General features: G+C 68.2%; 22 protein-coding genes. 13 read left to right on the forward strand and 9 right to left on the reverse strand.

The features are described 5' to 3' along the window. Positions 1-110: 110 nt before the first annotated feature. From ACJMKX_RS09870 to ACJMKX_RS09885, 4 genes are read left to right on the forward strand one after another with little or no spacing between them, the layout of a single operon-like run. A complete protein-coding gene (locus tag ACJMKX_RS09870; RefSeq protein WP_405224312.1) occupies positions 111-566 on the forward strand; it encodes a YiiD C-terminal domain-containing protein in 456 nt (151 codons plus the stop codon). Then, positions 563-1300 (forward strand): ABC transporter permease, encoded by a 738-nt coding sequence (locus tag ACJMKX_RS09875; protein ID WP_405224315.1) that lies wholly within the window; start codon positions 563-565, stop codon positions 1298-1300. The genes ACJMKX_RS09870 and ACJMKX_RS09875 overlap by 4 nt, the downstream gene beginning before the upstream one ends. 58 nt (positions 1301-1358) lie before the next feature. Next, positions 1359-1811 carry a methyltransferase family protein gene (locus tag ACJMKX_RS09880; protein ID WP_405224318.1) on the forward strand — a complete coding sequence of 151 codons (453 nt, stop codon included), beginning with the start codon at positions 1359-1361 and terminating at the stop codon, positions 1809-1811. A 27-nt stretch (positions 1812-1838) separates the two neighbouring features. Then, positions 1839-2126, forward strand: a complete 288-nt coding sequence (locus tag ACJMKX_RS09885) for an encapsulin-associated ferritin-like protein (RefSeq protein WP_405224321.1) — start codon at positions 1839-1841, stop codon at positions 2124-2126. Between the two features lie 9 nt (positions 2127-2135). On the opposite strand, the gene ACJMKX_RS09890 is transcribed toward ACJMKX_RS09885, so the two are convergent. The 3 genes from ACJMKX_RS09890 to ACJMKX_RS09900 all read right to left on the reverse strand — a co-directional run bounded on the left by ACJMKX_RS09890 (position 2136) and on the right by ACJMKX_RS09900 (position 7303). Next, positions 2136-3938, reverse strand: a complete 1803-nt coding sequence (locus tag ACJMKX_RS09890) for a GGDEF domain-containing protein (protein ID WP_405224324.1) — start codon at positions 3936-3938, stop codon at positions 2136-2138. Between the two features lie 113 nt (positions 3939-4051). Then, positions 4052-6190 (reverse strand): polyphosphate kinase 1, encoded by a 2139-nt coding sequence (gene ppk1 / locus ACJMKX_RS09895; protein ID WP_405224327.1) that lies wholly within the window; start codon positions 6188-6190, stop codon positions 4052-4054. 117 nt (positions 6191-6307) lie between these two features. Further along, positions 6308-7303 carry an alpha/beta fold hydrolase gene (locus ACJMKX_RS09900; RefSeq protein WP_405224330.1) on the reverse strand — a complete coding sequence of 332 codons (996 nt, stop codon included), beginning with the start codon at positions 7301-7303 and terminating at the stop codon, positions 6308-6310. A gap of 211 nt (positions 7304-7514) precedes the next feature. Here ACJMKX_RS09900 and ACJMKX_RS09905 point away from each other — a divergent pair, with 211 nt between their 5' ends. From ACJMKX_RS09905 to glcF, 6 genes are all read left to right on the forward strand, one after another. Further along, positions 7515-10265, forward strand: coding sequence for a TonB-dependent receptor (locus ACJMKX_RS09905; protein ID WP_405224333.1), 2751 nt, complete (start codon positions 7515-7517; stop codon positions 10263-10265). A 191-nt stretch (positions 10266-10456) separates the two neighbouring features. Beyond that, entirely contained in the window at positions 10457-10822 is a 366-nt protein-coding gene (locus ACJMKX_RS09910; RefSeq protein WP_405224336.1) for a SpoIIAA family protein, read from the forward strand. A 121-nt stretch (positions 10823-10943) separates the two neighbouring features. After that, positions 10944-11954 carry a glutathione S-transferase N-terminal domain-containing protein gene (locus tag ACJMKX_RS09915; RefSeq protein WP_405224339.1) on the forward strand — a complete coding sequence of 337 codons (1011 nt, stop codon included), beginning with the start codon at positions 10944-10946 and terminating at the stop codon, positions 11952-11954. Continuing rightward, entirely contained in the window at positions 11951-13450 is a 1500-nt protein-coding gene (locus tag ACJMKX_RS09920; protein ID WP_405224342.1) for an FAD-linked oxidase C-terminal domain-containing protein, read from the forward strand. The genes ACJMKX_RS09915 and ACJMKX_RS09920 overlap by 4 nt, the downstream gene beginning before the upstream one ends. Before the next feature lie 35 nt (positions 13451-13485). Then, positions 13486-14538, forward strand: coding sequence for a glycolate oxidase subunit GlcE (gene glcE / locus ACJMKX_RS09925; RefSeq protein WP_405224579.1), 1053 nt, complete (start codon positions 13486-13488; stop codon positions 14536-14538). Position 14539: 1 nt separating this feature from the next. Continuing rightward, the gene (gene glcF / locus ACJMKX_RS09930) at positions 14540-15808 is read left to right on the forward strand and encodes a glycolate oxidase subunit GlcF (RefSeq protein WP_405224344.1); all 1269 of its coding nucleotides are present in this window, start codon (positions 14540-14542) and stop codon (positions 15806-15808) included. 40 nt (positions 15809-15848) lie between these two features. Here glcF and ACJMKX_RS09935 read toward each other — a convergent pair whose 3' ends face one another. Together ACJMKX_RS09935 and ACJMKX_RS09940 are read right to left on the reverse strand one after the other, a co-directional pair. After that, complete coding sequence (locus tag ACJMKX_RS09935; RefSeq protein ID WP_405224346.1) at positions 15849-16307, reverse strand: MaoC family dehydratase; 459 nt, start codon at positions 16305-16307, stop codon at positions 15849-15851. Beyond that, positions 16307-17131 carry an SDR family NAD(P)-dependent oxidoreductase gene (locus ACJMKX_RS09940; protein WP_405224349.1) on the reverse strand — a complete coding sequence of 275 codons (825 nt, stop codon included), beginning with the start codon at positions 17129-17131 and terminating at the stop codon, positions 16307-16309. Before ACJMKX_RS09940 ends, ACJMKX_RS09935 begins: the two co-directional genes overlap by 1 nt. A gap of 149 nt (positions 17132-17280) precedes the next feature. On the opposite strand from ACJMKX_RS09940, the gene ACJMKX_RS09945 reads away from it, so the two are divergent. Beyond that, positions 17281-18927, forward strand: a complete 1647-nt coding sequence (locus ACJMKX_RS09945; RefSeq protein WP_405224352.1) for an MFS transporter — start codon at positions 17281-17283, stop codon at positions 18925-18927. Position 18928: 1 nt separating this feature from the next. Next, positions 18929-19603 (forward strand): nucleotidyltransferase family protein, encoded by a 675-nt coding sequence (locus tag ACJMKX_RS09950; protein ID WP_405224355.1) that lies wholly within the window; start codon positions 18929-18931, stop codon positions 19601-19603. Here the strand turns inward: ACJMKX_RS09950 and ACJMKX_RS09955 are convergent. From ACJMKX_RS09955 to moaA, 4 genes are read right to left on the reverse strand one after another with little or no spacing between them, the layout of a single operon-like run. Continuing rightward, entirely contained in the window at positions 19600-20070 is a 471-nt protein-coding gene (locus ACJMKX_RS09955; RefSeq protein ID WP_405224357.1) for a molybdenum cofactor biosynthesis protein MoaE, read from the reverse strand. The genes ACJMKX_RS09950 and ACJMKX_RS09955 overlap by 4 nt on opposite strands. Next, the gene (locus tag ACJMKX_RS09960) at positions 20067-20312 is read right to left on the reverse strand and encodes a MoaD/ThiS family protein (protein ID WP_405224360.1); all 246 of its coding nucleotides are present in this window, start codon (positions 20310-20312) and stop codon (positions 20067-20069) included. The genes ACJMKX_RS09955 and ACJMKX_RS09960 overlap by 4 nt, the downstream gene beginning before the upstream one ends. 60 nt (positions 20313-20372) lie before the next feature. Further along, positions 20373-20858, reverse strand: a complete 486-nt coding sequence (moaC, locus tag ACJMKX_RS09965; RefSeq protein WP_405224363.1) for a cyclic pyranopterin monophosphate synthase MoaC — start codon at positions 20856-20858, stop codon at positions 20373-20375. Positions 20859-20877: 19 nt separating this feature from the next. Then, positions 20878-21918: a GTP 3',8-cyclase MoaA gene (moaA, locus tag ACJMKX_RS09970; protein ID WP_405224365.1), complete on the reverse strand. Its 1041-nt coding sequence runs from the start codon at positions 21916-21918 to the stop codon at positions 20878-20880. A gap of 330 nt (positions 21919-22248) precedes the next feature. On the opposite strand from moaA, the gene ACJMKX_RS09975 reads away from it, so the two are divergent. Further along, positions 22249-23451, forward strand: a complete 1203-nt coding sequence (locus tag ACJMKX_RS09975) for an acyl-CoA dehydrogenase family protein (RefSeq protein WP_405224367.1) — start codon at positions 22249-22251, stop codon at positions 23449-23451. Positions 23452-23472: the final 21 nt, after the last annotated feature.

A 23472-nucleotide genomic window follows, 5' to 3' on the forward strand; every position in this document is an offset into this window, starting at 1 on the left:
ATACTACTCTTTTTGAGTCGTCAACAGCATATTCTTGCCACCCGGCGGTTTGCGGCGCCGGTAACCGGCAGCCGCTTCCCCGGCGCCGGCGCTCCCGCTACAGTGCAGCGATGGCCGGGCTGCGCGACTATCTCCTCACACACATCCCCCTGACGGCGGCGATGGGTGTGGAGGTGCATGTCGAGCGCCCGGATCGTGTCGTCCTCACGGCGCCGCTGGCGCCGAACGTCAATCACCAGGGGACGGCCTTCGGCGGCAGCGTCGCCGCGCTCGCCACACTGGCCGCGTGGTCGCTCGTCCGCGTGCGCCTCGACCAGGCGGGCCGGGCGGCCAATGTCGTAATCCAGCGCAGCAGCATGGAATACTGCGCCGCCATCGACGGCGAGCTCAGGGCCGTCTGCGAGTTCGGGGACGAAGATCTCTGGCGCAAGACGATCGAACGGCTCGACCGCCGGCGCCGGGCCCGGCTGGAGCTGCACAGCCACCTGGAGCACGCCGGCGCGGCCGCCGCCCGTTTTGCCGGCGCCTTCGTGCTGCTGGATGGCGAGGAGCACCGCAGCCCGTGAGCGAATCGATCCGCATGATCCCGCTGGCCAACCTGGCCCTGGCCTTCATACCGGTCGCCGTGGTCATCGGCCTGCTGGTCCGCTGGTCCGAGGACTGGCGTGGCGCCGCCTATGCGGTACTGCGCATGGTCGTGCAGCTGCTCCTGATCGGCTATCTGCTCGTCTGGATATTCCGGGCCGACACGTTCTGGATCGTGGTCGGCGTGGTGGCGGTCATGATCGTGGCTTCTTCCTGGATCGCGTTGCAGCCGGTCCGCTCGCGCCGCCGCGCGCTGCTCGGCCCGTCGCTGATCGCCATCGCAGCGGGCGGTACCGTCACGCTGTTGCTGATGACGGAAATCGTGCTGGACCTCGCCCCCTGGTACCGGCCGGACTATTTCGTACCGCTGGCCGGCATGGTCTATGCGAACGCCATGAACACGGTCAGTCTCGCAGCCGAGCGCCTGCAGGCGGAAGTGGCAGCCGGCGTGGCGGCAGCGGATGCGCGCCGGCGCGCATTCCGGGCTTCGCTGATCCCGGTGACCAATTCCCTGCTGGCCGTCGGACTCGTGTCCCTGCCGGGCATGATGACCGGCCAGATCCTCTCCGGCGTGGACCCGCTGGTGGCCGTGCGCTACCAGATTCTGGTGATGTGCATGGTCTATGGCTCGGCCGGCCTCTCCGCAGCCTGCTTCCTCGCCCTGGTCGCCCGCTCGGATCCCGGCCGGCCGGCCGACGAGGCACGCGACGGCTGACGGCGCCGTGGTAAATCCCGACTGGGACCGGCGATCCCGCCCGCCTACACTGATCCCGATGAGTCCCGCACAGAGAATCGTGCCGCCGATCTACTTCCTGGCGAGCCTGCTCGCCATGCTGGCGCTGCACCGGTATGCACCGGTCGCGCACATCGTGGAGCCGCCACTGACCTGGCTGGGGCTGGTGCCGCTGGTGCTGGGCCTCGCCACCGCCATAGCCGGCGCGCGGGCCTTCGGCAGGGCCGGCACCAGCGTCCGTCCGTTCCGCGAGGCGAGCGCGCTGGTGACCGACGGCATCTTCCGGGTGTCGCGCAATCCCATGTACCTTGGCATGATCTCCACGCTGCTCGGAGTGGCTATACTGCTGGGCACGCTCGGTGCTTTCCTGCCGGTGCCGCTGTTCTTTTTCGTGCTGCAGCACTGGTTCGTCCGCCCCGAGGAGAAGATGCTCGAGCGGCTGTTCGGCGAGCACTATCTGGATTACCGGCGCCGGGTACGGCGCTGGATGTAATTTTCGACTGCCAGGAGGAGATCGGCAATGGCGAACGAGGGATACCACGAACCCGTCAGCGAACTGAGCGACGAGACCCGGGACATGCACCGGGCGATCATCTCACTGATGGAGGAACTGGAGGCCGTGGACTGGTATCAGCAGCGCATCGACGTCTGCAAGGATGACGAGCTCAGGCGGATCCTGGAGCACAACCGGGACGAGGAGAAGGAACACGCGGCGATGGTGCTCGAGTGGATCCGGCGCCGGGATCCGAAGTTCAACGACGAACTGAAAGACTACCTCTTCACCGAGGAGCCCATCGCCCACGGCTAGGTCGCACGGCTAGGCGGTGACAACCGCCAGGCGCGGCCCGCCGATGTCCTCGAGCCCCGCAGCCGACAGCAGCAGCATGCCGCTGCCTTCGGCCGTCTTGGCGCTCTGCTTCACCCGGCTGAGCTCGGCGGCCACCTCGTCGGCATCCGTATAGGGGCGGGCATCGGAGGCGACGCCGGCCACGGTCATCGTCAGTAGCGGGAAGTGGCGTTCCACGCCGTAGCGATCCCTGGCCGTGATGCCGCGGGCCACCCGGTGTTCTTCCGAGTAATACGACGGGATCTCCTTGTCGAAGTCGCGCACCAGGCTGCGCAGACGGTCCTGCCAGTCGTCGCTGCGGAAGACGGCCACGAAGTCGTCGCCGCCGATGTGGCCGACGAAATCCGACACCGGGCTCGTGTAGCGGGTCAGCAGCTGCGCCATGTGCATCAGTACCTCGTCGCCCCGGGCATAGCCATAGAAGTCGTTGAACGGCTTGAAGTTGTCCAGATCCACGTAGCAGGCCGTGAACGCCGTGCCCGAGCGCAGCAGCGCGTTGATGTGCTGGTCGATGGACTCGTTGCCCGGCAGCGAGGTCAGCGGATTGGCCGAGCGGGCCCGCCTCACCTGCTGTTCGGTCAGGCGCTTCAGCAGGTCGAGCGTCCGGCCCATGCCCTCATAGCGCCCTTCCCGGGTCAGAATGAAATCGTGCTCCAGCCGCAGCTTGGAGTGGGCCGTCAGCAAATGACTCACCTGCTCCAGGCGCAGCCCGACGTCGACGCACAGCGGGTCGGTCTCCATCACCGCGCTGACCGGCTTGCGCCCGTAGACCTCCATGTGCAGCGGCTTGGACAGGATCAGGAACAGCCGGGCGCGGCGCACGATGCCGACGGGGTGACCCGACTCCACCACCGCGACGGACGTGCGGTCCTCGTTCTCGCTGAAGATGCGCAGTAGTTCCCGCACGGACTCTGAAGCCGCGATCGGCGGCGCCGGGTTGAGGAGGCGCCCGGCCAGCACGCCGTCGGGCGTCTCGAATTCGTTCTGCTCCGGTTCGGCCAGACAGTCCTCGATGCGCGTCCTGTCCGGCGCCGGGGGCTCCAGCGCAGGCTCGCTGAAGTAGAACCCCTGCAGGTATTCGACCCCCAGGTCGGCCAGCTCGCGGCATTCCCCCGCGCCCTCCACGCCCTCGGCGATCACCGCACTCTGGCCGGCGCGGGCGATGTCGATGATCGAGCGCAGGAACTCCGACCTCAGGGGGTCGACATCGATGTGACTTACGAAGTCGCGGCTCAGCTTCACGAAGTCGGGGCGCAGCTCCGACCAGGTACGCATGCTGGAATAGCCGGCGCCCATGTCGTCCATGGCGATGCGGCAGCCGAGATCGCGGATGCCGATCACCGCCTCGCGCATGGACTCGTAGTCCCGCATCATGGACTGCTCGGTCAGCTCGAGGATCACCTCCGCCGGCTTCACGCACCAGCGGTGCATGGCCTCCCGCAGATAGTCCACCTCCTCGCGGAAATGCAGGAACGTGGCCGGAGAGGCGTTCAGGAACAGGTGGCCCTGCAGCCCCCGGCTCACGAAGGCCTCCAGCGCCGCCTCGATGCACAGCAGCTCCAGCTCGCGCGCACGTCCGAACGCGCTGGCCGCGGCGAACAGGTTCAGCGGCAGGTGCAGCGGGCTCCCCGCGGGGCCGCGCACGAGTGCCTCGTAGCCGAAGACGCGGCGCTCGCGGCGGTCGATCACCTCATGGAACAGCGTCTCTATCGCCCGCTCCTCCATGATGCGGGCGAGCTCTTCGATCATGCTCTGCTGCCTGGGGGTCGACATGGGTCGTGCCTGCCGGTCTTCGATCCGGAGCAGGGTAGCCGCTTGGGGCGCCCGCGGGCGTGACCCCGATCACACGATCACGGGCCACGGGTCGGGGCGGGTCGGAGTGCGGATCAGAGCGCCGGCGACTGCGCCTTCTCCTGAGCCCACTCGGCCAGCAGCTGCTGCGAGTCGATGGCGTGCTCGCCCGGCTCGCAATGCACGTAGTCCCCGTCGGGCAGCATCTGCCAGGCATTCTCGGTGTCGGCCAGCTGCAGATCCAGGATGTGGCGCAGCGTCTCGCGCAGCCGCTCCTCGCGAATCGGCACGATGGTCTCCACCCGGCTGGTCAGATTGCGGCTCATGCAGTCGGCGGAGCCGATGAAGTACTCCTCGTCGCCGCCGTTTCTGAAATAGTAGATACGGGTATGCTCGAGGAAACGGCCCACCAGGCTGCGCACGCTCACGGTGTCGGAGATGCCCGGCAGGCCCGGGCGCAGGCGGCAGGTATCCCTCACGATGAGCTGCACCGGCACGCCCGCGCGGGAGGCCTCGTACAGCGCGCAGGTGACGTCCGCGTCCTCCAGCGCATTGGTCTTCAGCTGGATCAGCGCCCCGCGGCCGGCCGCATGGTGCTCCGCCTCACGGCGGATGCGCGCGAGCAACGCCGGCTTCATGTGGTCCGGCGCCGTCACCAGCTTGCGGTAGTTGCGCCGCCGCGGCGAACCGGTGGTCAGGGAATTGAAGAACTCGGAGGCGTCCGCGCCCAGGTCCTCGTCGGCACTGATCACACCCAGGTCGCAGTACTGGCGGGCGGTGCCCGAGTGATAGTTGCCGGTGCCCACATGCACGTAGCGCTGCAGGCGGCCGCCCTCATCCCGCACGATCAGCATCATCTTGGCGTGGGCCTTGTAGCCGACCACGCCGTAGGAGACGTGGATGCCTGCCTCCTCCAGCCGGTTGGCCCAGCGGATGTTGGCCGCCTCGTCGAAACGCGCCTTGAGCTCCACCACCACCGCCACCTGCTTGCCGTTGGTGACGGCATCGATCAGCAGCGGCACGATCTGCGAATCTTCCGACGTGCGGTAGAGGGTGGTCTTGATGGCGAGCACCGCCGGATCCGCCACCGCCTCGCGCAGCAGCCGGATCACCGTCTTGGTGAAGGACTGGTACGGGTGCTGCAGCAGCAATGGGCCGTTGGCGCGAATCTCGTCGAAGACCGAGCTGGCGCGCACCAGCCTCTCGTGGGCCGCCGGCGTGTGAGGCGGGTACAGGAGATGCGCGACCGGCAGCGTGGCCAGCTGCATGTAGTCCGCCCTGCCGAGCAGCCCGTCGGTCTCGAAGATGTCGTCCGCGCTGGTCAGTTCCAGCTGGCGCCGCAGGTAGTCCCTCGCCTCCTCGCTCATGGCGTGGCTGACCTCCAGCCGCACCACCGGGGCGAAGCGCCGCTCGCGCAGCTCGGACTCGATCAGCTCCAGCAGGTCGTTGGCCTGCTCCTCGTCACGCTCGACCACGGCGTTGCGGGTCACGCGGAAGAAGTCGCAGGAGACGATATCGACGCCGGGCAGCACCAGATCGAGATGATGCTCGATGATCTGTTCCAGCGGCACGAACGTGTGGCCCGGGCCGAGTTGCACGAAACGGGGCGTGCGCGCGCCCAGCGGCACCTTGATGCGCACGATCGAAGGCTTGTCGTCGCCGCGCTGGCACACGTGCACCAGCAGGTTGACGGACAGGTTCGAGATGAACGGGAAGGGATGGGCCGAGTCGATCACCAGCGGCGTCAGCAGCGGGAAGACGTTCTGCTCGAAGAAGCTGCGGGTCTGCTCGCGCTGCTCCGCGTCCAGCTCCTCGAAATCCAGCACCCGTATGCCTTCGGCCGCGAGCGCCTTCATCAACTCGCCGAGGATGACCGACTGGTCGGCCAGCAGGTCACTGATCTCCGCGTAACACTCGGCGATCTGCTCGGAGGGGCTGCGCCCGTCCACGGTCAGCGTGCTGACGCCGGCGCCCTCCTGCTGCTTCAGGCCGCCGATGCGCTTCATGAAGAACTCGTCCAGATTGGAGCTGACGATCGCCAGGAACTTCAGCTGCTCCAGCAGCGGATTCCGCTCGCGCTCCGCCTCCGTGAGCACCCGCCGGTTGAATGCCAGCCAGGTGAGCTCGCGGTTCAGATAGAGCGCCGGGTCCTCCGGGTCGAACGGGGTCTCCCCCGGTTCGCCGTGTCCCTTGTTAGCGAACCCGTTACCGAACTCGTCGGCTGCCGTGGACATGTGCGTCGCTTCCCTGTCGAGTATGTGGACATCACAAAATACACCCGCGCCGCGCCGCGAACCAGGGAACAGCTCTCACTTCCCCGCCGACTCCGTGACGGGCAGGTTACGGCGGCATCAGCGAGCGGCGACGGGCGCCGTCTCGGCGGCGAAGTGATCCAGCAGGGCGTCCGTGATCTCCGGCAGGAAATACGGCTCCATGGCGTGCCCCATCTCCCCGACGACGAGCAGCTCGGCCCCGGGCACGAGCTCGGCGGTGTGACGGCCATGCTCGACAGGCACAAGGGGATCCGCCTCGCCGTGGATCACCAGCGTCGGCGCGCCGATCTGCGGCAGCAGTTCGTTCCGGTCGCCGGAGCCGAGCACCGCCCAGAGCTGGCGGCCGACGCCCGGCGTGTAGTGACTGCGGTCGTAGCTGCGGCTGAGGTAGGCGTAGAGGTATTCCTCGCTGTAGCCGTGGGTGGGACTGCCGATGGCTCCCACCAGGTCGACGGTGCGGGCGATCGCCTCCTCCCGGCCGGCCGACTCAGACGACCGGGTCAGCAGCTTCTCGGTGACCTCGGCATCGCCGGGCGGTAGATCCGCATCGCCGCTGGTCGACATGATGGAGGTCAGCGTTAGGACCCGGTCCGGGTACCGGGCGGCCAAGATCTGGGCGATCATCCCGCCCATCGACGCGCCGACGACGTGAGCCTCCTCGATGCCGAGGGTGTCCATCAGTGCGACGGTATCCGCCGCCATGTCGTTCAGGTCGTAGGGCGGATCCAGGTCCCAGCCGAGCCGGAACTTGACCATCGGCCACCAGCCGAGCCTGTCCGCCTCCCACAGCTTCTCGGAGAGGCCGGCATCCCGGTTGTCGAAACGGATCACCCGATAGCCGGCGTCAGCGAGATCCAGCACGAGCTGATCCGGCCAGTGTATGAGCTGGGCGCCGAGCCCCATGACCAGCAGCACCGCCGGATCGTCCGCCTCCCCGAACGCCTGGTACGCAATGGAGATGCCGTTGGCATGGGTGAAGTAGGTCGGGTACTCCGTGAACTGCACGGACTGCGCCTGCACGCCCCCAGCGGTGAGGAGTGCGACGGCGAGGAATGTTCTCAGTCTTCTCGGCATGGGGCTGTTCAGCATCGGTGCGGTCCCTGTTCGAACACGCCGATACACTATGTGAAGTGGGCATCTTTGACCACCCCGCCGCCCGCTGCGTCATCGCAGCCGCAGCATGTGAAGTCCTTTTCGACCTGCTAGACTCGACCTCGGCAATTGGCGTGCCGTCGGTCGGTTACGCAATGTGACCGGCCGCTTCAAATCTGTAAGGGGGAGGATTATGAAGCGTGTCTCATCACGCCGCCGGTACCTGCCGGCAGGCGCAACCATACTGTTCGTCTCGGGGCTGTTCACAACCGGCACCGCAATCCAGGCACAGGAGGAATCGTCGGAAGGCGTTTTCGTCGAGGAAGTGGTGGTCACCGCGCAGCGCCGGGCCCAGTCACTGCAGGAAGTGCCGATTTCGGTATCGGCTTTCGATGCAGCGGCGCTCGATCGCAATCAGATCGAGAGTTTCACCGACGTGCAGCTGAATACGCCGAATCTCAGTTTCAGCAAGACCAACTTCACGACCAGCAGCTTCCAGATCCGCGGCATCGGCAATGCCACCGTCGGCGCGGCTGCCGACGCCGGCGTCAGCGTGCACGTGAACGACCTGCCGCTGACCCAGGCCCGACTGTACGAACTGGAGTACTTCGACATCGAACGCCTGGAGATCCTGCGCGGTCCCCAGGGGACGCTGTTCGGTCGCAACGCGACCGGCGGCCTCGTGAACATGATCACGGCGAAGCCACAGCTCGACGACTTCTTCGGTTCCGCCGAGGTCGAGGTCGGCGATTATTCCAATCGCAAGGTCAAGGGCATGCTGAACATACCGATATCAGACACCCTCGGCGCACGCTTCGCCGGCATCCTGACCCAGCGGGACGGCTATACGGACAACCTGTTCGACGGCGGCAGCATCGACGGGCGTGACATGTACGGCCTGCGCGGATCGCTGCGCTGGCAGGCGTCCGCCGCGACCACCGTCGATCTGATGGTCTCCTGGTTCGACGAGAGCTCGGACCGCCTGCGCTCCCAGAAGCAGATGTGCAACCGGGATCCGGTCGGCAACCTCGGCTGTCTGCCCGACACTCTGGAATTCGAGAACCCGAATTCGATGGCATCGTTGTTCGGTATCGTCGCAACCGATGTCGCAGCCGGTCCGCTTGGGCTCGTTCCCTTCGGAACGGATCTGCTGAACGCGACGGAGAATCCCGCCGACATGCGTGAGGTCTACAACGACTTTCTTCCAAAGTACGAATCGGACGAATTGCTCGTCAACCTTTCTCTGGAGCACGTGTTCGAGAACGGTCTCACACTGAACGTCTCCGGCGGCTATCAGGAGACGATGGTCTTCTCCGAGACCGACTACGACGCCACAATCGGCCGCGACCTGACACTACCGGACGGCTTTGCCACGCTGATGCCGAATGTCTCCGGCGCTCTTTATCAGGGCGGGCTCCTGCCCCTGTCTGAAGTGGACGACACGGATCTCGGCGTCATCGGTGGTAACGTTCGCGGATTCCATGACCGGCTGTTCGCCTACGACCGGTCGACCTCCAACGGCGAGCAGTGGATGGTCGAGAGCCGGCTGTCCTCGGATTTCGACGGGCCGCTGAACTTCCTCGCCGGCTTCATCTACTTCGAGTATGAGAGCCATGATGTTGACTATTTCGTTGCCAGCAATACGACCGACTATTTCTCGTTCGTCTCCGTCTTCAATCAGACCGGCATCGACGGGGTCGGCGTGCCCTCGCCGTACTTCCGCAACGAGACACCGCTCTATCAACTGGAGTCCACCGGCATCTTCGGCGAGCTGTACTACGACCTCAGCGACACGATCAAGATCACGGCCGGCCTGCGCTACACGCGGGACGACAAGACGTTAAGGGATGGCGCGGGTCTCTTCGATGGCGTGCCGTTACCGCTCGGCTCCGAGGGGCCGGCTACGCTGCCACCGTTCCGCAATGCATCGGATACGTTCGACGAGATGACGGGCCGCTTCGTCATCGACTGGGCGGTCACCGAAGACACCCTCGTGTACGGCTCGTATTCGCGCGGCTACAAGCCGGGCGGCTTCAACCCGCCGTTCGACCCGAACCTGTTCCCGAACACGGCGGTCACCTTCGAGCCGGAGTTCATCAATGCCTTCGAGATCGGCGCGAAGAACACGCTGCTCAACGGCGCGATGCAGCTGAATCTCACGGGCTTCTGGTACGACTACGAGGGACTGCAGATATCGCGTATCATCAACCGCACGGCATTCAACGACAACGTCGACGCGGAGATCTCCGGCCTGGAAGCCGAGATGACCTGGGCCGCCACCGACCGGCTGCTGCTGAACGCGAACCTCTCGCTGATCAGCACCGAGGTCAAGGACGTCAGCCTGATCGACACCCGGGACCCCGCAGGCGGCACCGAGGAGGCGACGGTCATCAAGGACCTGACCAATGCGCAGAACTGCGTGCTGCTGTGGAACGGCGGGCCAGACCCCGCAACGACGCTGCCCGCCGTCGACCCTGGTCTCGCCCTCCTTCCGTTCTCCGATTGCGCGGCGCTGGCCGCGATCCCCTACGGCGCCCTCGGCCTGCCCTACGAGTACACGGACGGCGTAGAGAAGGACGTGGACGGGAATTCGCTGCCCAATACCCCAGAGTTCTCGTTCAACGTGGGAGCGCAGTACTCGTTCACGCTGCCCGGCGGCCATGAGCTGACGCCGCGCATCGACTACTACTGGCAGGACGACAGCGAGGGCCGCATCTTTGGCTCGCCCATCGACCGCATCGACAGCTGGGACATCATAAATGCGCAGGTGACGCTGATGCCCGAGGACGGCGGCTGGTACCTCAAGGCCTTCGTACAGAACCTGGACGACAGCGATGCGGTCACCGGACTGTATGTCGCCGATCCGTCTGTCGGCCTGTACACGAACGTTTTCACCCTCGAGCCGCGGCGCTACGGACTGGCATTCGGCATCAACTTCGACTGACGGGACATCCGTCGATCGGAGACGGTCGATCGGTTCTGGTCGATGGGTACGGGTCGATCGAAAAGGCGGCGGGCTTCGGCTCGCCGCCTTTTTTTGCGGACCGCCGCGGTTTCAACCGGGGCGACGATGTAACATAATCGACGCGCGCTTCCTGTTTGCGGGACAGCCGCCAATCCAGACGAGGCCCAGACATGCTGCAGCACCGATTCGACGTCCGCCGCCGACTCCTCTTCGTTGAGCCCGAAGCCGAACTGAGCGAGGACGACTTCCGCAAGCTGGCCAAGGCAGTGGACGGCTTCATACGCATGCACGGCGACCTGAACGGCGTGGTGATCCACGCCGAGGATTTCCCGGGCTGGGAAGACTTCGGCGCTCTCGTCGAGCACCTGACCTTCATCCGCCAGCACCATCGCCAGGTCGCCAAGGTGGCGCTGGTGGGCGACGACAGGGTCATGAAGCTGGTCCCGCACATCGTCGGCCATTTCGTGGCCGCGGAAACCCGGCACTTCCCGGCAGGCGAGCTGGACGCCGCAACGGAGTGGGCCGCCGCGCCCTGAATGGCCAAACGGGAATCCCGCATCCGGGCAAAGCCCGCTCGCCATCCGGCTTCCCGGCTTGGTCTGAGCCGGCCCCGCCGGTAAGCTGGCCGCAGGAAGTCCGACTGCCGCCGGGTACCGAATGGAAGGGCCATACACCATCTACGGGGCGCTGGGTTCGCCCTACTCCATGAAGATGCGCGCCGTACTCCGCTACCGGCGGCTGCCCCATATCTTTGTGAGTGCCACGCCCGGCGACGAGCCTATCGCTCACGTGCGCCCACCGGTGATACCGGTGCTGTTGTTCCCCGACGGCAGCTGGCACGTGGACTCGACACCGATCATCGAGACGCTGGAGCGCGACCTCCCCCCCATGCGCTCCCTGCTCCCGGACGACGCTGCGCTCGCGTTTCTCGCCTGGCTGATCGAGGACTTCGCCGACGAATGGGGCACGAAGATGATGTTCCACTACCGCTGGTACCGGGAGCCCGACCAGCGGGCCTTCAGTCACTGGGGCGCCTTCGACCGGCTGGCGGGGCACGGGCGCGCCGCCATCGAACGCACGGCCGCGGCCTTCGCGGAACGGCAGATCGCCCGCATGCCGCTGGTGGGCTGCACGGAGGGCAACCGGCCGCTCATCGAGGAGACCTTCCGCGAACTCGTCGGGCTGCTCGATGATCACGTCACCGAGCGTCATTTCCTGTTCGGCAGCCGGCCGTCGGTGGCCGATTTCGGCCTGTACGGACAGCTCTCCCAGCTCGCGAGCGACCCCACGCCGGCCGGCCTGATGCGCGCCGAGACGCCCTACGCCTTCCGCTGGGTCGCACACCTGGACGATGCCAGTGGCATCGAAGGCGAATGGGCCGATTTCGAGACGGCGGGCGGCACCCTGCTGGACGGCCTGCTCACTCTCTGCAGGGAGGTCTATCTGCCCTTCCTGGCGGCGAACGCGGCGGCCGTCGATGGCGGCGAAGACGAGTTCGAACTGACGGTCCGCGGCCATGTCTGGCGACAGGGCGCGTTCCGTTATCAGGCCAAGTGTCTGGCCCGGCTGCGGGAGCGCTACGCGGCGCTCGGCGGCCGCGACCGTCAGCGGTTGGACGGACTGCTCGATGAATCAGCCGTTGCGATACTCGCGGAGAGTTCGGGGTGAGCGCCATGCACGACCCGCGACTGGACGGCGCGCTGCCGCGGGTGGACCGCGACCGGCTGCTCACCGCCCTGCGCGCGCTGCTACCCGCCGGAGCGGTGCTCGACAGCGACGAGGCGATCGCGCCCTTCGAGTGCGACGGGCTCTCCGCCTACCGTCAGCGCCCCGCCGCCGTGGTGCTGCCGGAGACGGTGGAACAGGTGCAGTCGCTCATGCGCCGGATGGACGACATGGGCGTGCCGGTGGTGACCCGGGGCGCCGGTACCGGACTGTCCGGCGGCGCGCTGCCGCTGGCCGAAGCCGTGCTGCTGGTGATGACCCGCTTCGACCGCATCCTCGAGGTGGACAGGGACAACCGCTGCGCACGAGTGCAGCCCGGTGTCACCAACGCCGCCATCTCCGAGGCGGTGCGGGAGCTCGGCCTCTACTACGCGCCGGACCCCTCTTCCCAGATCGCCTGCTCCATCGGTGGCAACGTGGCGGAGAACGCGGGCGGCGTGCATTGCCTGAAGTACGGACTGACCGTGAACAACGTCCGTTCGCTGGAGCTGGTCACCATCGACGGCGAACGCCTGCGCCTGGGCTCCGCTGCGCTGGACGGCCCCGGCTTCGACCTCACGGCACTGCTCACCGGCTCCGAAGGCATGCTCGGCGTCATCACGGAAGTCACCGTGAACCTCCTGCCGGTACCCGAATGCCGGCGCGTGCTGCTGGCCGGTTTCGACGCGGTCGGCGCCGCCGGCGACGCCGTGGCCGCCATCATCGCCGCGGGCATCGTGCCCGCCGGGCTGGAGATGATGGACGCCCCGGCCATCCGTGCCGCCGAGGCATTCTGCGGGGCCGGCTACCCGACCGACGCGGCCGCCATCCTCATCTGCGAGCTGGACGGCGTGGAGGGAGACGTGGACGACGAGGCGACCCGGGTGCGCGCCATCCTGGATGCCGCCGGCGCCGGCGGCGTCCGCGAGGCGACGGACGCGGCCGAACAGGCGCGGCTGTGGCAGGGGCGCAAGAGCGCCTTCCCCGCCGTCGGCCGTATCTCGCCGGACTACTATTGCATGGACGGCACCATCCCCCGGCGGGAGATCGCCCGGGTGTTGCAGGGCATCAGCGACCTCGCCGAACGCCACGGGCTGGGTGTCGCGAACGTATTCCACGCCGGTGACGGTAATCTGCACCCGCTGATTCTCTACGACGTCATGAACCCCGGCGAACTCGAGAAGGCGGAGCGCCTCGGCGGCGACATCCTGGAGCTCTGCGTCAGCGTCGGCGGCACCATCACCGGCGAGCACGGCGTGGGCCGGGAGAAGATCGACCAGATGTGCGTGCAATTCTCCGACGCCGAACTGGCCGCTTTCCACGGCATCAAGGCCGCCTTCGACCCCCGCGGCCTCATGAACCCGGGCAAGGCCGTGCCGACGCTGGCCCGCTGCGCCGAGATCGGCGGCATGCACGTGCACCGCGGCGAGCTGCCCCATCCCGAGCTGGAACGCTTCTGATTGTGGCGGAGCCGAAGCCGACGGGCGATGACGCGATGACGATCCTGGCCGGGCGCATCCGTGAAGCCGCCGTCGCCGGCGAGGTGCTCGCGATCCGGGGCGGCGGCAGCAAGGACTTCCTGGGTCACGCCGTGCACGGCACCGAACTGGGCACCGGCGATTGCACGGGCATAGTGGCCCACGAGCCGAGCGAACTGGTCATCACCGCCCGGGCGGGCACGCCGCTGGCCGAGGTGGAGGCCGCGCTGGCCGCCGAAGGCCAGATGCTGCCCTTCGAGCCACCCCGACTGGCACCGGAGAGCACCCTGGGCGGCGCCGTCGCGGCCGGTCTGTCCGGGCCGGCGCGGCCGTTCCGCGGCGCGCTGCGGGACTATGTCCTGGGCTGCCGGGTCCTCGACGGCCGCGGGCAGCCACTCACCTTCGGCGGCCGGGTCATGAAGAACGTGGCCGGCTACGACGTCTCGCGCCTGCTGGCCGGCAGCATGGGCTGCCTCGCCCTGCTGACGGAGGTCTCCCTGAAGGTGCTGCCCGCACCACCGGTGACGGTCACGCTGGCGCGGGAGTGCGACGAGGCGGAGGCCATCCGCGAGATGTGCCGACTCGCCGCGCAACCGCTGCCGCTGAGCGCCGCGAGCTACGGCGACGGCGTCCTGCGGCTGCGCCTGTCCGGTGCCGCGGGTGCGGTCGCCGCGGCCAGGGATGACATCGAGCAATCCCCGGGCGGCGAGGAGAGCGATCCGGCGCACTGGGAAGCGCTGCGGGATCAGCGCGCCGGCATCTTCGCGACGCCGCTGCCCCTGTGGCGACTGTCGGTCCCGGCCGCCACGCCGCCGCTCGAGCTGCCCGGGCGTCAGCTGATCGACTGGGCGGGTGCCCAGCGCTGGATCGCCACCGATGCCGATGCGCACGCCGTCCGCGCCGCCGCGGCGGCTGCGGGCGGCCACGCCACCCGTTACCGGGGCGGCGATGACGCCGTGCCCGCCTTCCACCCGCTGCCCGACGCGCTGCTCGCGCTGCACCGGCGCCTGAAGGCCGCGCTGGACCCGGCGGGCGTGTTCAACCCGGGTCGGATGTACGGGACGCTCTGACATGGAGACGCACCTGACCGCGGACCTGAAAGACCGGCCCGAGGGCCGGCGCGCCGCCGAGGTCATCCGCACCTGCGTCCACTGCGGCTTCTGCAACGCCACCTGCCCCACTTTCCAGGTGCTCGGCAACGAACTCGACGGTCCCCGCGGACGCATCTATCTGATCAAGCGCGCCCTGGAGGGCGGCGAGGTGACGCGGGAAACCCAGATTCACCTCGACCGCTGCCTCACCTGCCAGGCCTGCGAGACCACCTGTCCCTCGGGCGTGCGCTATCACGAATTACTGGATATCGGCCGTGCCCGGGTGGATGCCCGCGTGCCCCGGCCGCTCGCAGAGCGCCTGCAGCGCCGGGCCCTGCGCTTCCTGTTCGGCTCGCGCCGGCTGCTGCGAGCGATGCTGCAACTGGGTAACGCGTTCCGCTTCCTGCTGCCGCCGGGCCTCAAGGGCCGTCTGCTGCAGCCCGGCCGGGCCGAGGCCTGGCCCGCACCCCGTCATCCGCGGCGCATGATCGCTCTGAACGGCTGCGTGCAACCGGTGGTCTCGCCGGGCATCGACCGGGCGGCGGCGCGCCTGCTGGACGCCGCCGGCGTCTCCCTCACGCCCGCACCGCCCGGCTGCTGCGGCGCCATGGACTATCACCTCGGCGACCAGGCCGGTGGCCTCGCGCTCGCCCGGCAGCGAATCCGGGAATGGACGCACGCGCTGGACGAGGGCGCGGAAGCGGTGGTCATCACCGCCACCGGCTGCGGCGCATTCGTGCAGGACTACGGGCGGCTGTTCGCCGACGATCCCGAGCTGGCCGAACCGGCCGGCCGTGTTGCCACTGCCGCGAAGGACATCGGCCGCGTGCTCGCCGCCGAGGAGCTTCCGCCGCTGCAGGCCCCGCAATCGCCAGCATCGCAAGAGCCGCAACAGTCGGAGCCGTCGCCTGCCGGGGGCGGCAAGGTGGCCCTGCATTGCCCCTGCACGCTGAAGAACGCGCTGGGCGAGGCCGACACGGTGCGGGCGCTGCTGGCGGACCAGGGGGTGGACCTGGCGCCGGTGCGCGAGTCCATTGCCTGCTGCGGCTCGGCCGGCGCCTACTCGCTGCTGCAGCCGGCATTGTCCGAACGCATCCTCGAGCGCAAGCTGGCGGACCTGGAGGCGGGCGAGCCGGCGGAGATCGTGACCGGGAATATCGGCTGCCTGCACCACCTGGCCGCCGGCACCGACCGGCCCGTGCGCCACTGGGTGGAGCTGCTCGCGGAGCGACTGCCGGCGACGCGCTGAGGCCGGCCGCTCAGTCCAGGAAATATCAGTCCAGGAAATATCAGCCGAGGAAATACATGCCGATGGTCTCGGCGATGCATGCCGGCTTCTTCTGCCCCTCCACCTCGATGCGGACCTCGCTTACCAGATGCAGCGCGCCGGCGCGCTGACGCGCCTGCTTCACCGTGGCCCGCGCCCGCACCCGGCTGCCGGACGGCACCATGTTCTGGAAGCGGACCTTGTTGCAGCCGAAGTTGATGGTCCGGGTGAGCGTCGGCATCTCCACGAAGTCGGCGGTGAGCGCCGGTATGAGGGCCAGCGTCATGTAGCCGTGTGCGATGGTCCTGCCCTCGGGCATCTCCGCGGCCGCACGCTCGGGGTCGACGTGGATCCACTGGCGATCGCCCGTCGCCTCCGCGAACAGATCGATGCTGTGCTGGTCCACCGTGACCCACTCGGAGACGCCGACCTCCTCGCCTTCCAGCGCCTTCGCATCCGCCACGCTGCGCACGACCGGCATCAGACCCGTCCCCCGTCGCAAACGATGCACTGGCCGTTGATGTAGTCGGCCTCCGGAGTGCACAGCAGATAGACGGCACCGGCCGCCTCCTCCGGCGTACCGCCGCGGCCGAGCGGCACGGTCTTCGCCGCAGCGTCGAGCCGTTCCTGGCGCACGCCAACGCTGATGTCACGCCCGCCCACGTCGATGCTGGCCTGCTCGCCCCTGAGGGGCTGGGTGAGTCGGGTGTGGATGAGTCCGAAGGCGACCGCGTTCACGTTCACATGATAACGCCCCCACTCCTTCGCCAACGTCTTCGTCATGCCGACGATGCCGGCCTTGCCGGCCGCATAGTTGATCTGCCCCGGGTTGCCGTACACGCCGGAGGTGGAGGAGATGTTGACCACCTTGCGCTGCACGATGCGGCCCACCTCTCCTTCCGCCGTCACCGCCTTGCGGATGTGCGGCAACGCAGCGCGCAGTATGCGGAACGGCGCCACGAGATGGATCTCCAGCATCGCCTGGAACTGCTCGTCGCTCATCTTCTGGAGCACGTTGTCCCAGGTGTAGCCGGCGTTGTTGACGATGATGTCGATACCGCCGAATCGCTCGACGGCCGCATCGACGAACTGCTGCGCGAACTCCGCGTTGCAGACGTCGCCGGGCACGGCCACCGCCACGCCGCCGGCCGACTCGATCTCGTGCACCGTCTCTTCGGCCGGTCCGGCATCCAGGTCGTTCACCACGACGTGCGCCCCTTCGGCGGCGAGTTTCATCGCGATGGCGCGGCCGATGCCGCGGCCCGAGCCGGAGACGATCGCGCTCCTGCCTGCCAGTTTCGTCATAGCTGTCGTTCCCCGCCCGGCGGAGGTCTCCGCCGGCTGTCGAAAGAGCGATCATTATAGGTGCCGCCCCTCGGAATGCCCAAGCGGACCGCCGTGCCATAATGCCCGCGAGGCGCCGCCCGGCGCCGGTGTCAGGGCGAGGAGTCCCCGTGTCGTCGACAGCCGAAGCAGCCGCGAAACCGTCACCGCTGTCGTCCGGAGAACCGTCGGCGGCGCCGGACCCGGGCGGCCTGGCACCATTCCGCCGTCCCGTCTTCCGCTGGCTCTGGATCGCACTGCTGGTCTCGACCGTCGGCAGCTGGATGCACGATACCGGCGCCGGGTGGCTGATGACCTCGCTCGCGCCGGATCCGGTGATGGTGGCGCTGGTGCAGGCAGCCGCCCTGTTACCTTCGTTCCTGCTGGCGGTGCCTGCCGGCGCGCTCGCCGACATCGTCGACCGCCGCCGCTTCCTGCTGTTCTCCCTGAGCTGGCTGATGCTCTCCGCCGGCGTGCTGGGCGTGCTCACCGTCACCGGCGCCATCACGGCCTGGGGTCTGCTCGCCATGACCTTCGCCATGGGCACGGGCGCGGCGATGATGATGCCCGCCTTCTCCGCGCTGATCCCGGACCTGGTGCCCCGCTCCGAGCTGCCCGCCGCGGTCACGCTGAACGGCATCGCGTTCAACGTCTCCCGCGCCATCGGCCCCGTGCTGGCCGGGCTGCTGCTGTCCGCGGCCGGGCCGGGCTTCGTCTTCCTGATCAACAGCGCGAGCTACCTGGGCGTGCTCGCCGTGCTGTTCTTCTCGCGCACGCCGCGGCGCCAGAGCACGCTGCCCAGCGAACGCTTCTTCGGCGCCCTGCGCATGGGGCTGCGCTACGCCCGGCGCTCCAGCGGCCTGCAGGTGGTCATCGCCCGCGGCATCCTGTATTTCGTGCTGGTAAGCGCACCGGTCGCGTTCCTGCCGCTGGTGGTGCGCGAGGAGATGGGCGCCGGGCCGGAGGTGTACGGGCGGCTGCTCGGCGCGGTCGGCGTCGGCGCCGTCCTGGTCGGCCTGAACCTGGCCCGACTGCGCCGCTATCTGTCCGACGACGCCCTGGTGGCGCTGGGGTCGGCGGGCACCATCGCCGCGACGCTCGCGCTGGCCTTCGTCCGGGACGCCTGGTGGCTGGCGCCGGCCATGCTGTTGCTGGGGGCCTCCTGGGTCTCGGTGCTGTCCACGCTGCAGGTGGTCGCCCAGCTCTCTCTGCCCGAGTGGGTGCGCGCCCGCGGGCTGGCCGTCTTCCTGGCGAGCTTCATGGGGACCGTGGCCGGCGCGGCGGCTTTCTGGGGCAAGATCGCCTCGCTGACGTCGCTGTCCGAGACGCTGGTGTACGCGGCAGTCGTCGGCGTGATCGGTGTCGCGCTCGGCGTGCCGCTGAACATGCGCCGCTACGCCAGCGCCGACCCGACCCTGGTGACCCCCATCCCCGATCCCAGCGTGCCCTTCACCATCCAGCAGGACCAGGGCCCCGTGCTGGTGGAGATCCGCTACGAGATCGACCCGGCGGATGCTGACGATTTCGCGGCCGCCATGCAGCCGGTACGCAAGCTCAGGCTGCGCAACGGCGCCATCACCTGGGGCCTGTTCCAGGACACCGAGGACGAGCGGCTGTTCGTGGAGGTGTTCGTGGACGAATCCTGGCTGGAACACCTGCGCCAGCATCGCCGGCTGACCCGCGGCGACATGGAGGTGCTCGCCGCCGCCTTCCGCTACCACCTCGGCGAAGAGCGGCCGCGGGTCTCGCATCGCATCGCGCGGCAGCGGCGGGGCTGACGTGGGCGCGCGCGACCCCGTGCTGTTCGCCCTGATCCTGGCCGCCGGCGGCTCGCAGCGGCTGGGCGCCCCGAAACAGCTGCTGACCCATGGCGGTGAGACCCTGGTGCAGCGCACGCTGCGCCTGGCGGCCGCTGCCTGTGGCAGCCGTACCCTGCTCGTGCTGGGCGCGGAGTATTCACGGGTGCTGGAGGGTGCCGGCGCAGCGCTGCGGTACTTCATAATAAACGAGGGCTGGCAGCAGGGTCTGGCGAGCTCGCTGACCCTCGGCCTCGAGTGCCTGCCGGACGCCTGCGGCGGCGTACTCGTGCTGCTCGCCGACCAGCCGCTCGTCGACGAGGCGGACCTCGAGCAGCTGACGGCGGCCTGGTGCAAGCGCCCGGACGCCATCGCGGCGAGCCGTTACGGCGGCAGGGATAGCGAATGCCGGGACGAAGGCGAGGGTGGCCGCGGAGACTCCGGCGCGGTACTGGGCGTGCCGGCCATCTTCCCGCGTCGCCTCTTCCCGGAGTTGCGTGCGCTTACCGGCGACCGTGGTGCCCGGCCGGTAATCGAGCGGCATCGGCGCCAGCACCCGCAGGACGTGGTGGCGGTGGATTGCCAACATGCCGCCATGGACATCGACACGCCGGCCGATGCGGCGGCGCTGGCCCGGTCGACCGACCGGGAGGACTAGCTCCCGCCGACCCCCTCGGCGCCCGCCGGTTCGCTGTGACCGGCTGCGCAGCGCTCGCAGTTCACCCAGCCGGAATCGCCGTCGGTGTAGTGCTCTTTCTTCCAGATCGGCAGCCGCACCTTCACCTCGTCGATGATGTAGCGGCAGGCGGCAAAGGCCTCGTCGCGGTGGGGCGAGACCACGCCGACCCAGACGGCACACTCGCCGATCTCGAGCACGCCGGTGCGGTGCACGCAGCGGGCTGCGATAATGGGCCATCGCTCGCGCGCTTCGGCGATGATGCGCTCACCCTCCTTCTCGGCCAGCGGGGCGTAGGCCTCGTACTCCAGGCGCTCCACCTCGCGGCCCTCGTTGCGGTTGCGCACCCGGCCCTCGAAGCCCACGTAGGCACCGGCGCCCGGGTCCGCCAGCGCGGCGCCAGACTCGCCGGCCGTGATCGGGTGCGGGCTGATGACCATGCCGCTCATCCGCCGGCCACCGGCGGGAACAGGAGCACGGTATCGCCATCCTTCAGCGGCGTGGACCAGTCCGCCATCTCGTCGTTGATGGCCACCTTGCAGTGGCCCAGGGGCTCCGCCGAGCCGTGCCGGTCGCGCAGGGCCTCGAACAGTTCCGCGGCGGTATCGGCGTCGGTATCCACGGTCTCTTCCGCGCGGCCCGCCCGCTCCCGGAATGCCGCGAAGTAACGCACGATCAGCCGCTTGCTCACGAGCCCGCCACCCGTTGCAGGTTGCAGGCGGGCTCCACCCCGTACACTGCGGTGCAGTCGTCACTCCGCGTGGTGAAAGTCATTCTTGCCTCCGGTCTTGGAGATCAGCCGGGTCTCGCCGATGACGATGTCGTGAGACAGCGCCTTGCACATGTCGTAGACGGTCAGCGCGGCGACGCTCGCGCCGGTCAGCGCCTCCATCTCCACCCCCGTCTTCGCGGTGATGCGGCAGCGACAGGTGATGGCCAGCGTCGCCGGGTCGCGCACCTCGACGTCGATGGCGCAGTCGTCCAGCCCGAGGGGATGGCAGAACGGGATCAGCTCGTGGGTGCGCTTGGCGGCCATCACGCCGGCCACGACCGCAGTGGCGAACACCGGGCCCTTGGCGGTGCTCAGCTCGCCGTCGGCGAGCCGCGATGCAACCGCTTCGGGCAGCCGGATCAGCGTGCGCGCGACCGCCTGGCGCCGGGTCACCGCCTTGCCGCCGACGTCGACCATGCGCGGCCTGCCCTGCTCGTCGACGTGACTGAGATCGGATGATGTCATGGTTCCAGCCCTGCTGCGGTCAGCCGCCGATCCGGTACATCTCGACCTTGCGCAGCACATGGGCCTGGGCCGCGCCCGGCGTCCTGAGCTCGCTGTAGCGGTCGGCGCGCTGCAGCCAGATCCTGCGCATTATATCGGCAAGTTCGTCCACGTCCGCCCCGTCGCGCAGCACTTCGCGCAGATCCGTGCCGTGGCTGGCGAACAGACACGTGTACAGCGTGCCGTCGGCCGACAGCCGTGCCCGGTTGCAGGTGCCGCAGAACGGCTCGGTCACGCTCGAGATGAAGCCGATCTCCCCGGCGCCGTCCTCGTACACGTAGCGCCGGGCCACTTCACCGGGATAATTGCGGCCGACGGGCGTGAGCGGCCAGCGCTCCGCGATGCGGGCGAGCAGTTCCCGCGACGGCACCACCTCGTCCATGCGCCAGCCGTTGCGGTTGCCGACGTCCATGTACTCGATCAGCCGCACGATGTGGCCGGTGCCGCGGAAGTGCTCCAGCAACTCCGGTACGGTGTGATCGTTGACGCCCTTCTGGATGACCGCGTTGATCTTCAGCGGCGACAGACCAGCCTCATCTGCGGCGCGGATACCCGCCAGCACGTCCTCGAGCCGTCCGCGCCCGCCGCTCATGCGCCGGAAGACGTCCGGGTCCAGACTGTCCAGGCTGATCGTAACCCGTGACAGCCCCGCCTCGGCCAGACGGCGTGCCACCGGCGCCAGCAGCATGCCATTGGTGGTCAACGCGAGGTCCTTGACCCCCGGAATGCCCGCGAGCAGCGACACCAGGTCCGGCAACCGCTTCTCCAGCAGGGGCTCGCCGCCGGTCAGCCGCAGTTTGGTGGCCCCCAGGCCGGCCGCTGCGCGCGCGACCCGGTGGATCTCGTCGAAGGTGAGACGCTGGCGCTGCTTCAGGAACTGATAGTCCGCGTGGAAAGTGGACTCGGGCATGCAGTAGGGGCAGCGGAAATTACAGCGGTCCAGTACCGAGATGCGCAGGTCGCGCAGCGGGCGCGCCAGCGCATCGGTGATGACCGGTGTCTCGGGTGTGCCGCGGGTCATGATATTCCCTTTATCCCCTCTGCCGTGCAACGGACCGGCGCCGCTCCCGGCACCGCAGTCGTGTAACCATAGCATGCCGGCGGCGCCCCCCGTCGAGCGGCCGACCGGGCACCGCAACACAGGTTCTGTCCGGATTTTCGCAGGCTTCACCGCATTGTTGTGCAGTGCAATATAATGCTATTCTGCGGGCGTTGAGGGGGTCCCGGGCGTATGGCCGGGACTGTTTCGGCGGCCGCCTCCGCTGCGGCCGCAGCGGTCGTTGCGTGCCCGACCGGGCGCGACCGCGGACACGGGGTATCGCCCCCATTTTGTCAGTATCAGGACAGCACCATGGATGTAAATTTCACCGCCGAGGAGAAAGCGTTCCGCGAGGAAGTCAGGAACTTCCTCGACGAGAAGTACCCGGAGGACATCGCCTACAAGATGAACAACGGGATCGAGCCCGATCCCGAAGACTTCATCCGCTGGCAGAAGATTCTCTACAAGCAGGGCTGGATCGCGCCGAACTGGCCGGTGGAGTGCGGCGGCACGGGCTGGAGCCCGGTGCAGAAATACATCTTTTCCATGGAGATGGCCCGCTACAACACGCCGCGGCTGGTTCCCTTCGGCCTCAGCATGGTGGGCCCCGTCATCTACACCTTCGGCAACGACGCGCAGAAGGAGCGGTTCCTGCCCGACATCCTGGAGAGCAATGTCTGGTGGGCGCAGGGTTACTCGGAACCGGGCGCCGGCTCCGACCTCGCCTCGCTGAAGACCCGCGCGGACCGTGAAGGTGACGAGTACGTCATCAACGGCACCAAGACCTGGACCACGCTGGGCCAGCACGCCGACTGGATCTTCCTGCTGGCGCGCACCAGCCAGGACGTCGAGCGCCGCCAGGAGGGCATCAGCTTCATGCTCTGCGACATGAAGACGCCGGGCGTCAGCGTGAAGCCGATCATCACCATCGAGGGCGGCCACGAGGTGAACGAGGTGCACTTCGAGGACGTGCGCGTGCCCGTGCAGAACCTGGTGGGCGAGGAAGGCAAGGGCTGGACGTACGGCAAGGTGCTGCTCCAGCACGAGCGTACGAGCATCGCCGACGTGGCCCGCTCCCAGTACCGGCTGAACCGGCTGAAGGAGCTGGCGCGCTCGTCGGTGCGCGGCGGTGAGCCGCTCATCGAGGACTGGAGCTTCCGCCGCAAGCTCGCCGAGGCCGAGATCTCGCTGAAGGCGCTCGAGTACACCGATCTGCGTACGCTCGCCGCCGTCGCCGTCGGCAAGGCGCCGGGCCCGGAGAGCTCCATCCTGAAGATCCGCGGCACCGAGCTGCAGCAGCTGATCGACACGCTGTTCATGGAGGCGGCCGGCTACTACGCCATCCCCTTCGTGCCGGATCAGTACCAGGTGGACTTCGGCGAGGAAGACTACGTGGGCGAAGGCGCCGAGACCCGCACCTCGCTGGTCTACTTCAACAACCGCAAGGCATCGATCTACGGCGGATCCAACGAGATCCAGCGCAACATCGTGGCCAAGCACGTGCTCGGCCTGTAGAGCCGGTCGCCCCTTAAGCGG

The organism is Lentisalinibacter sediminis, from assembly GCF_040706615.1.
Taxonomy (GTDB): Bacteria; Pseudomonadota; Gammaproteobacteria; order Steroidobacterales; family Woeseiaceae; genus Lentisalinibacter; species Lentisalinibacter sediminis.

Coding starts and splice junctions, on each gene's coding strand:
- ACJMKX_RS09870 (WP_405224312.1), top strand. CDS start 111: ATGGCCGGGCTGCGCGACTATCTCCTCACACACATCCCCCTGACGGCG.
- ACJMKX_RS09880 (WP_405224318.1), top strand. CDS start 1,359: ATGAGTCCCGCACAGAGAATCGTGCCGCCGATCTACTTCCTGGCGAGC.
- ACJMKX_RS09885 (WP_405224321.1), top strand. CDS start 1,839: ATGGCGAACGAGGGATACCACGAACCCGTCAGCGAACTGAGCGACGAG.
- ACJMKX_RS09890 (WP_405224324.1), bottom strand. CDS start 3,938: ATGTCGACCCCCAGGCAGCAGAGCATGATCGAAGAGCTCGCCCGCATC.
- ppk1 (WP_405224327.1), bottom strand. CDS start 6,190: ATGTCCACGGCAGCCGACGAGTTCGGTAACGGGTTCGCTAACAAGGGA.
- ACJMKX_RS09900 (WP_405224330.1), bottom strand. CDS start 7,303: ATGCCGAGAAGACTGAGAACATTCCTCGCCGTCGCACTCCTCACCGCT.
- ACJMKX_RS09905 (WP_405224333.1), top strand. CDS start 7,515: ATGAAGCGTGTCTCATCACGCCGCCGGTACCTGCCGGCAGGCGCAACC.
- ACJMKX_RS09910 (WP_405224336.1), top strand. CDS start 10,457: ATGCTGCAGCACCGATTCGACGTCCGCCGCCGACTCCTCTTCGTTGAG.
- ACJMKX_RS09915 (WP_405224339.1), top strand. CDS start 10,944: ATGGAAGGGCCATACACCATCTACGGGGCGCTGGGTTCGCCCTACTCC.
- glcE (WP_405224579.1), top strand. CDS start 13,486: ATGACGATCCTGGCCGGGCGCATCCGTGAAGCCGCCGTCGCCGGCGAG.
- glcF (WP_405224344.1), top strand. CDS start 14,540: ATGGAGACGCACCTGACCGCGGACCTGAAAGACCGGCCCGAGGGCCGG.
- ACJMKX_RS09935 (WP_405224346.1), bottom strand. CDS start 16,307: ATGCCGGTCGTGCGCAGCGTGGCGGATGCGAAGGCGCTGGAAGGCGAG.
- ACJMKX_RS09940 (WP_405224349.1), bottom strand. CDS start 17,131: ATGACGAAACTGGCAGGCAGGAGCGCGATCGTCTCCGGCTCGGGCCGC.
- ACJMKX_RS09955 (WP_405224357.1), bottom strand. CDS start 20,070: ATGAGCGGCATGGTCATCAGCCCGCACCCGATCACGGCCGGCGAGTCT.
- moaC (WP_405224363.1), bottom strand. CDS start 20,858: ATGACATCATCCGATCTCAGTCACGTCGACGAGCAGGGCAGGCCGCGC.
- moaA (WP_405224365.1), bottom strand. CDS start 21,918: ATGACCCGCGGCACACCCGAGACACCGGTCATCACCGATGCGCTGGCG.
- ACJMKX_RS09975 (WP_405224367.1), top strand. CDS start 22,249: ATGGATGTAAATTTCACCGCCGAGGAGAAAGCGTTCCGCGAGGAAGTC.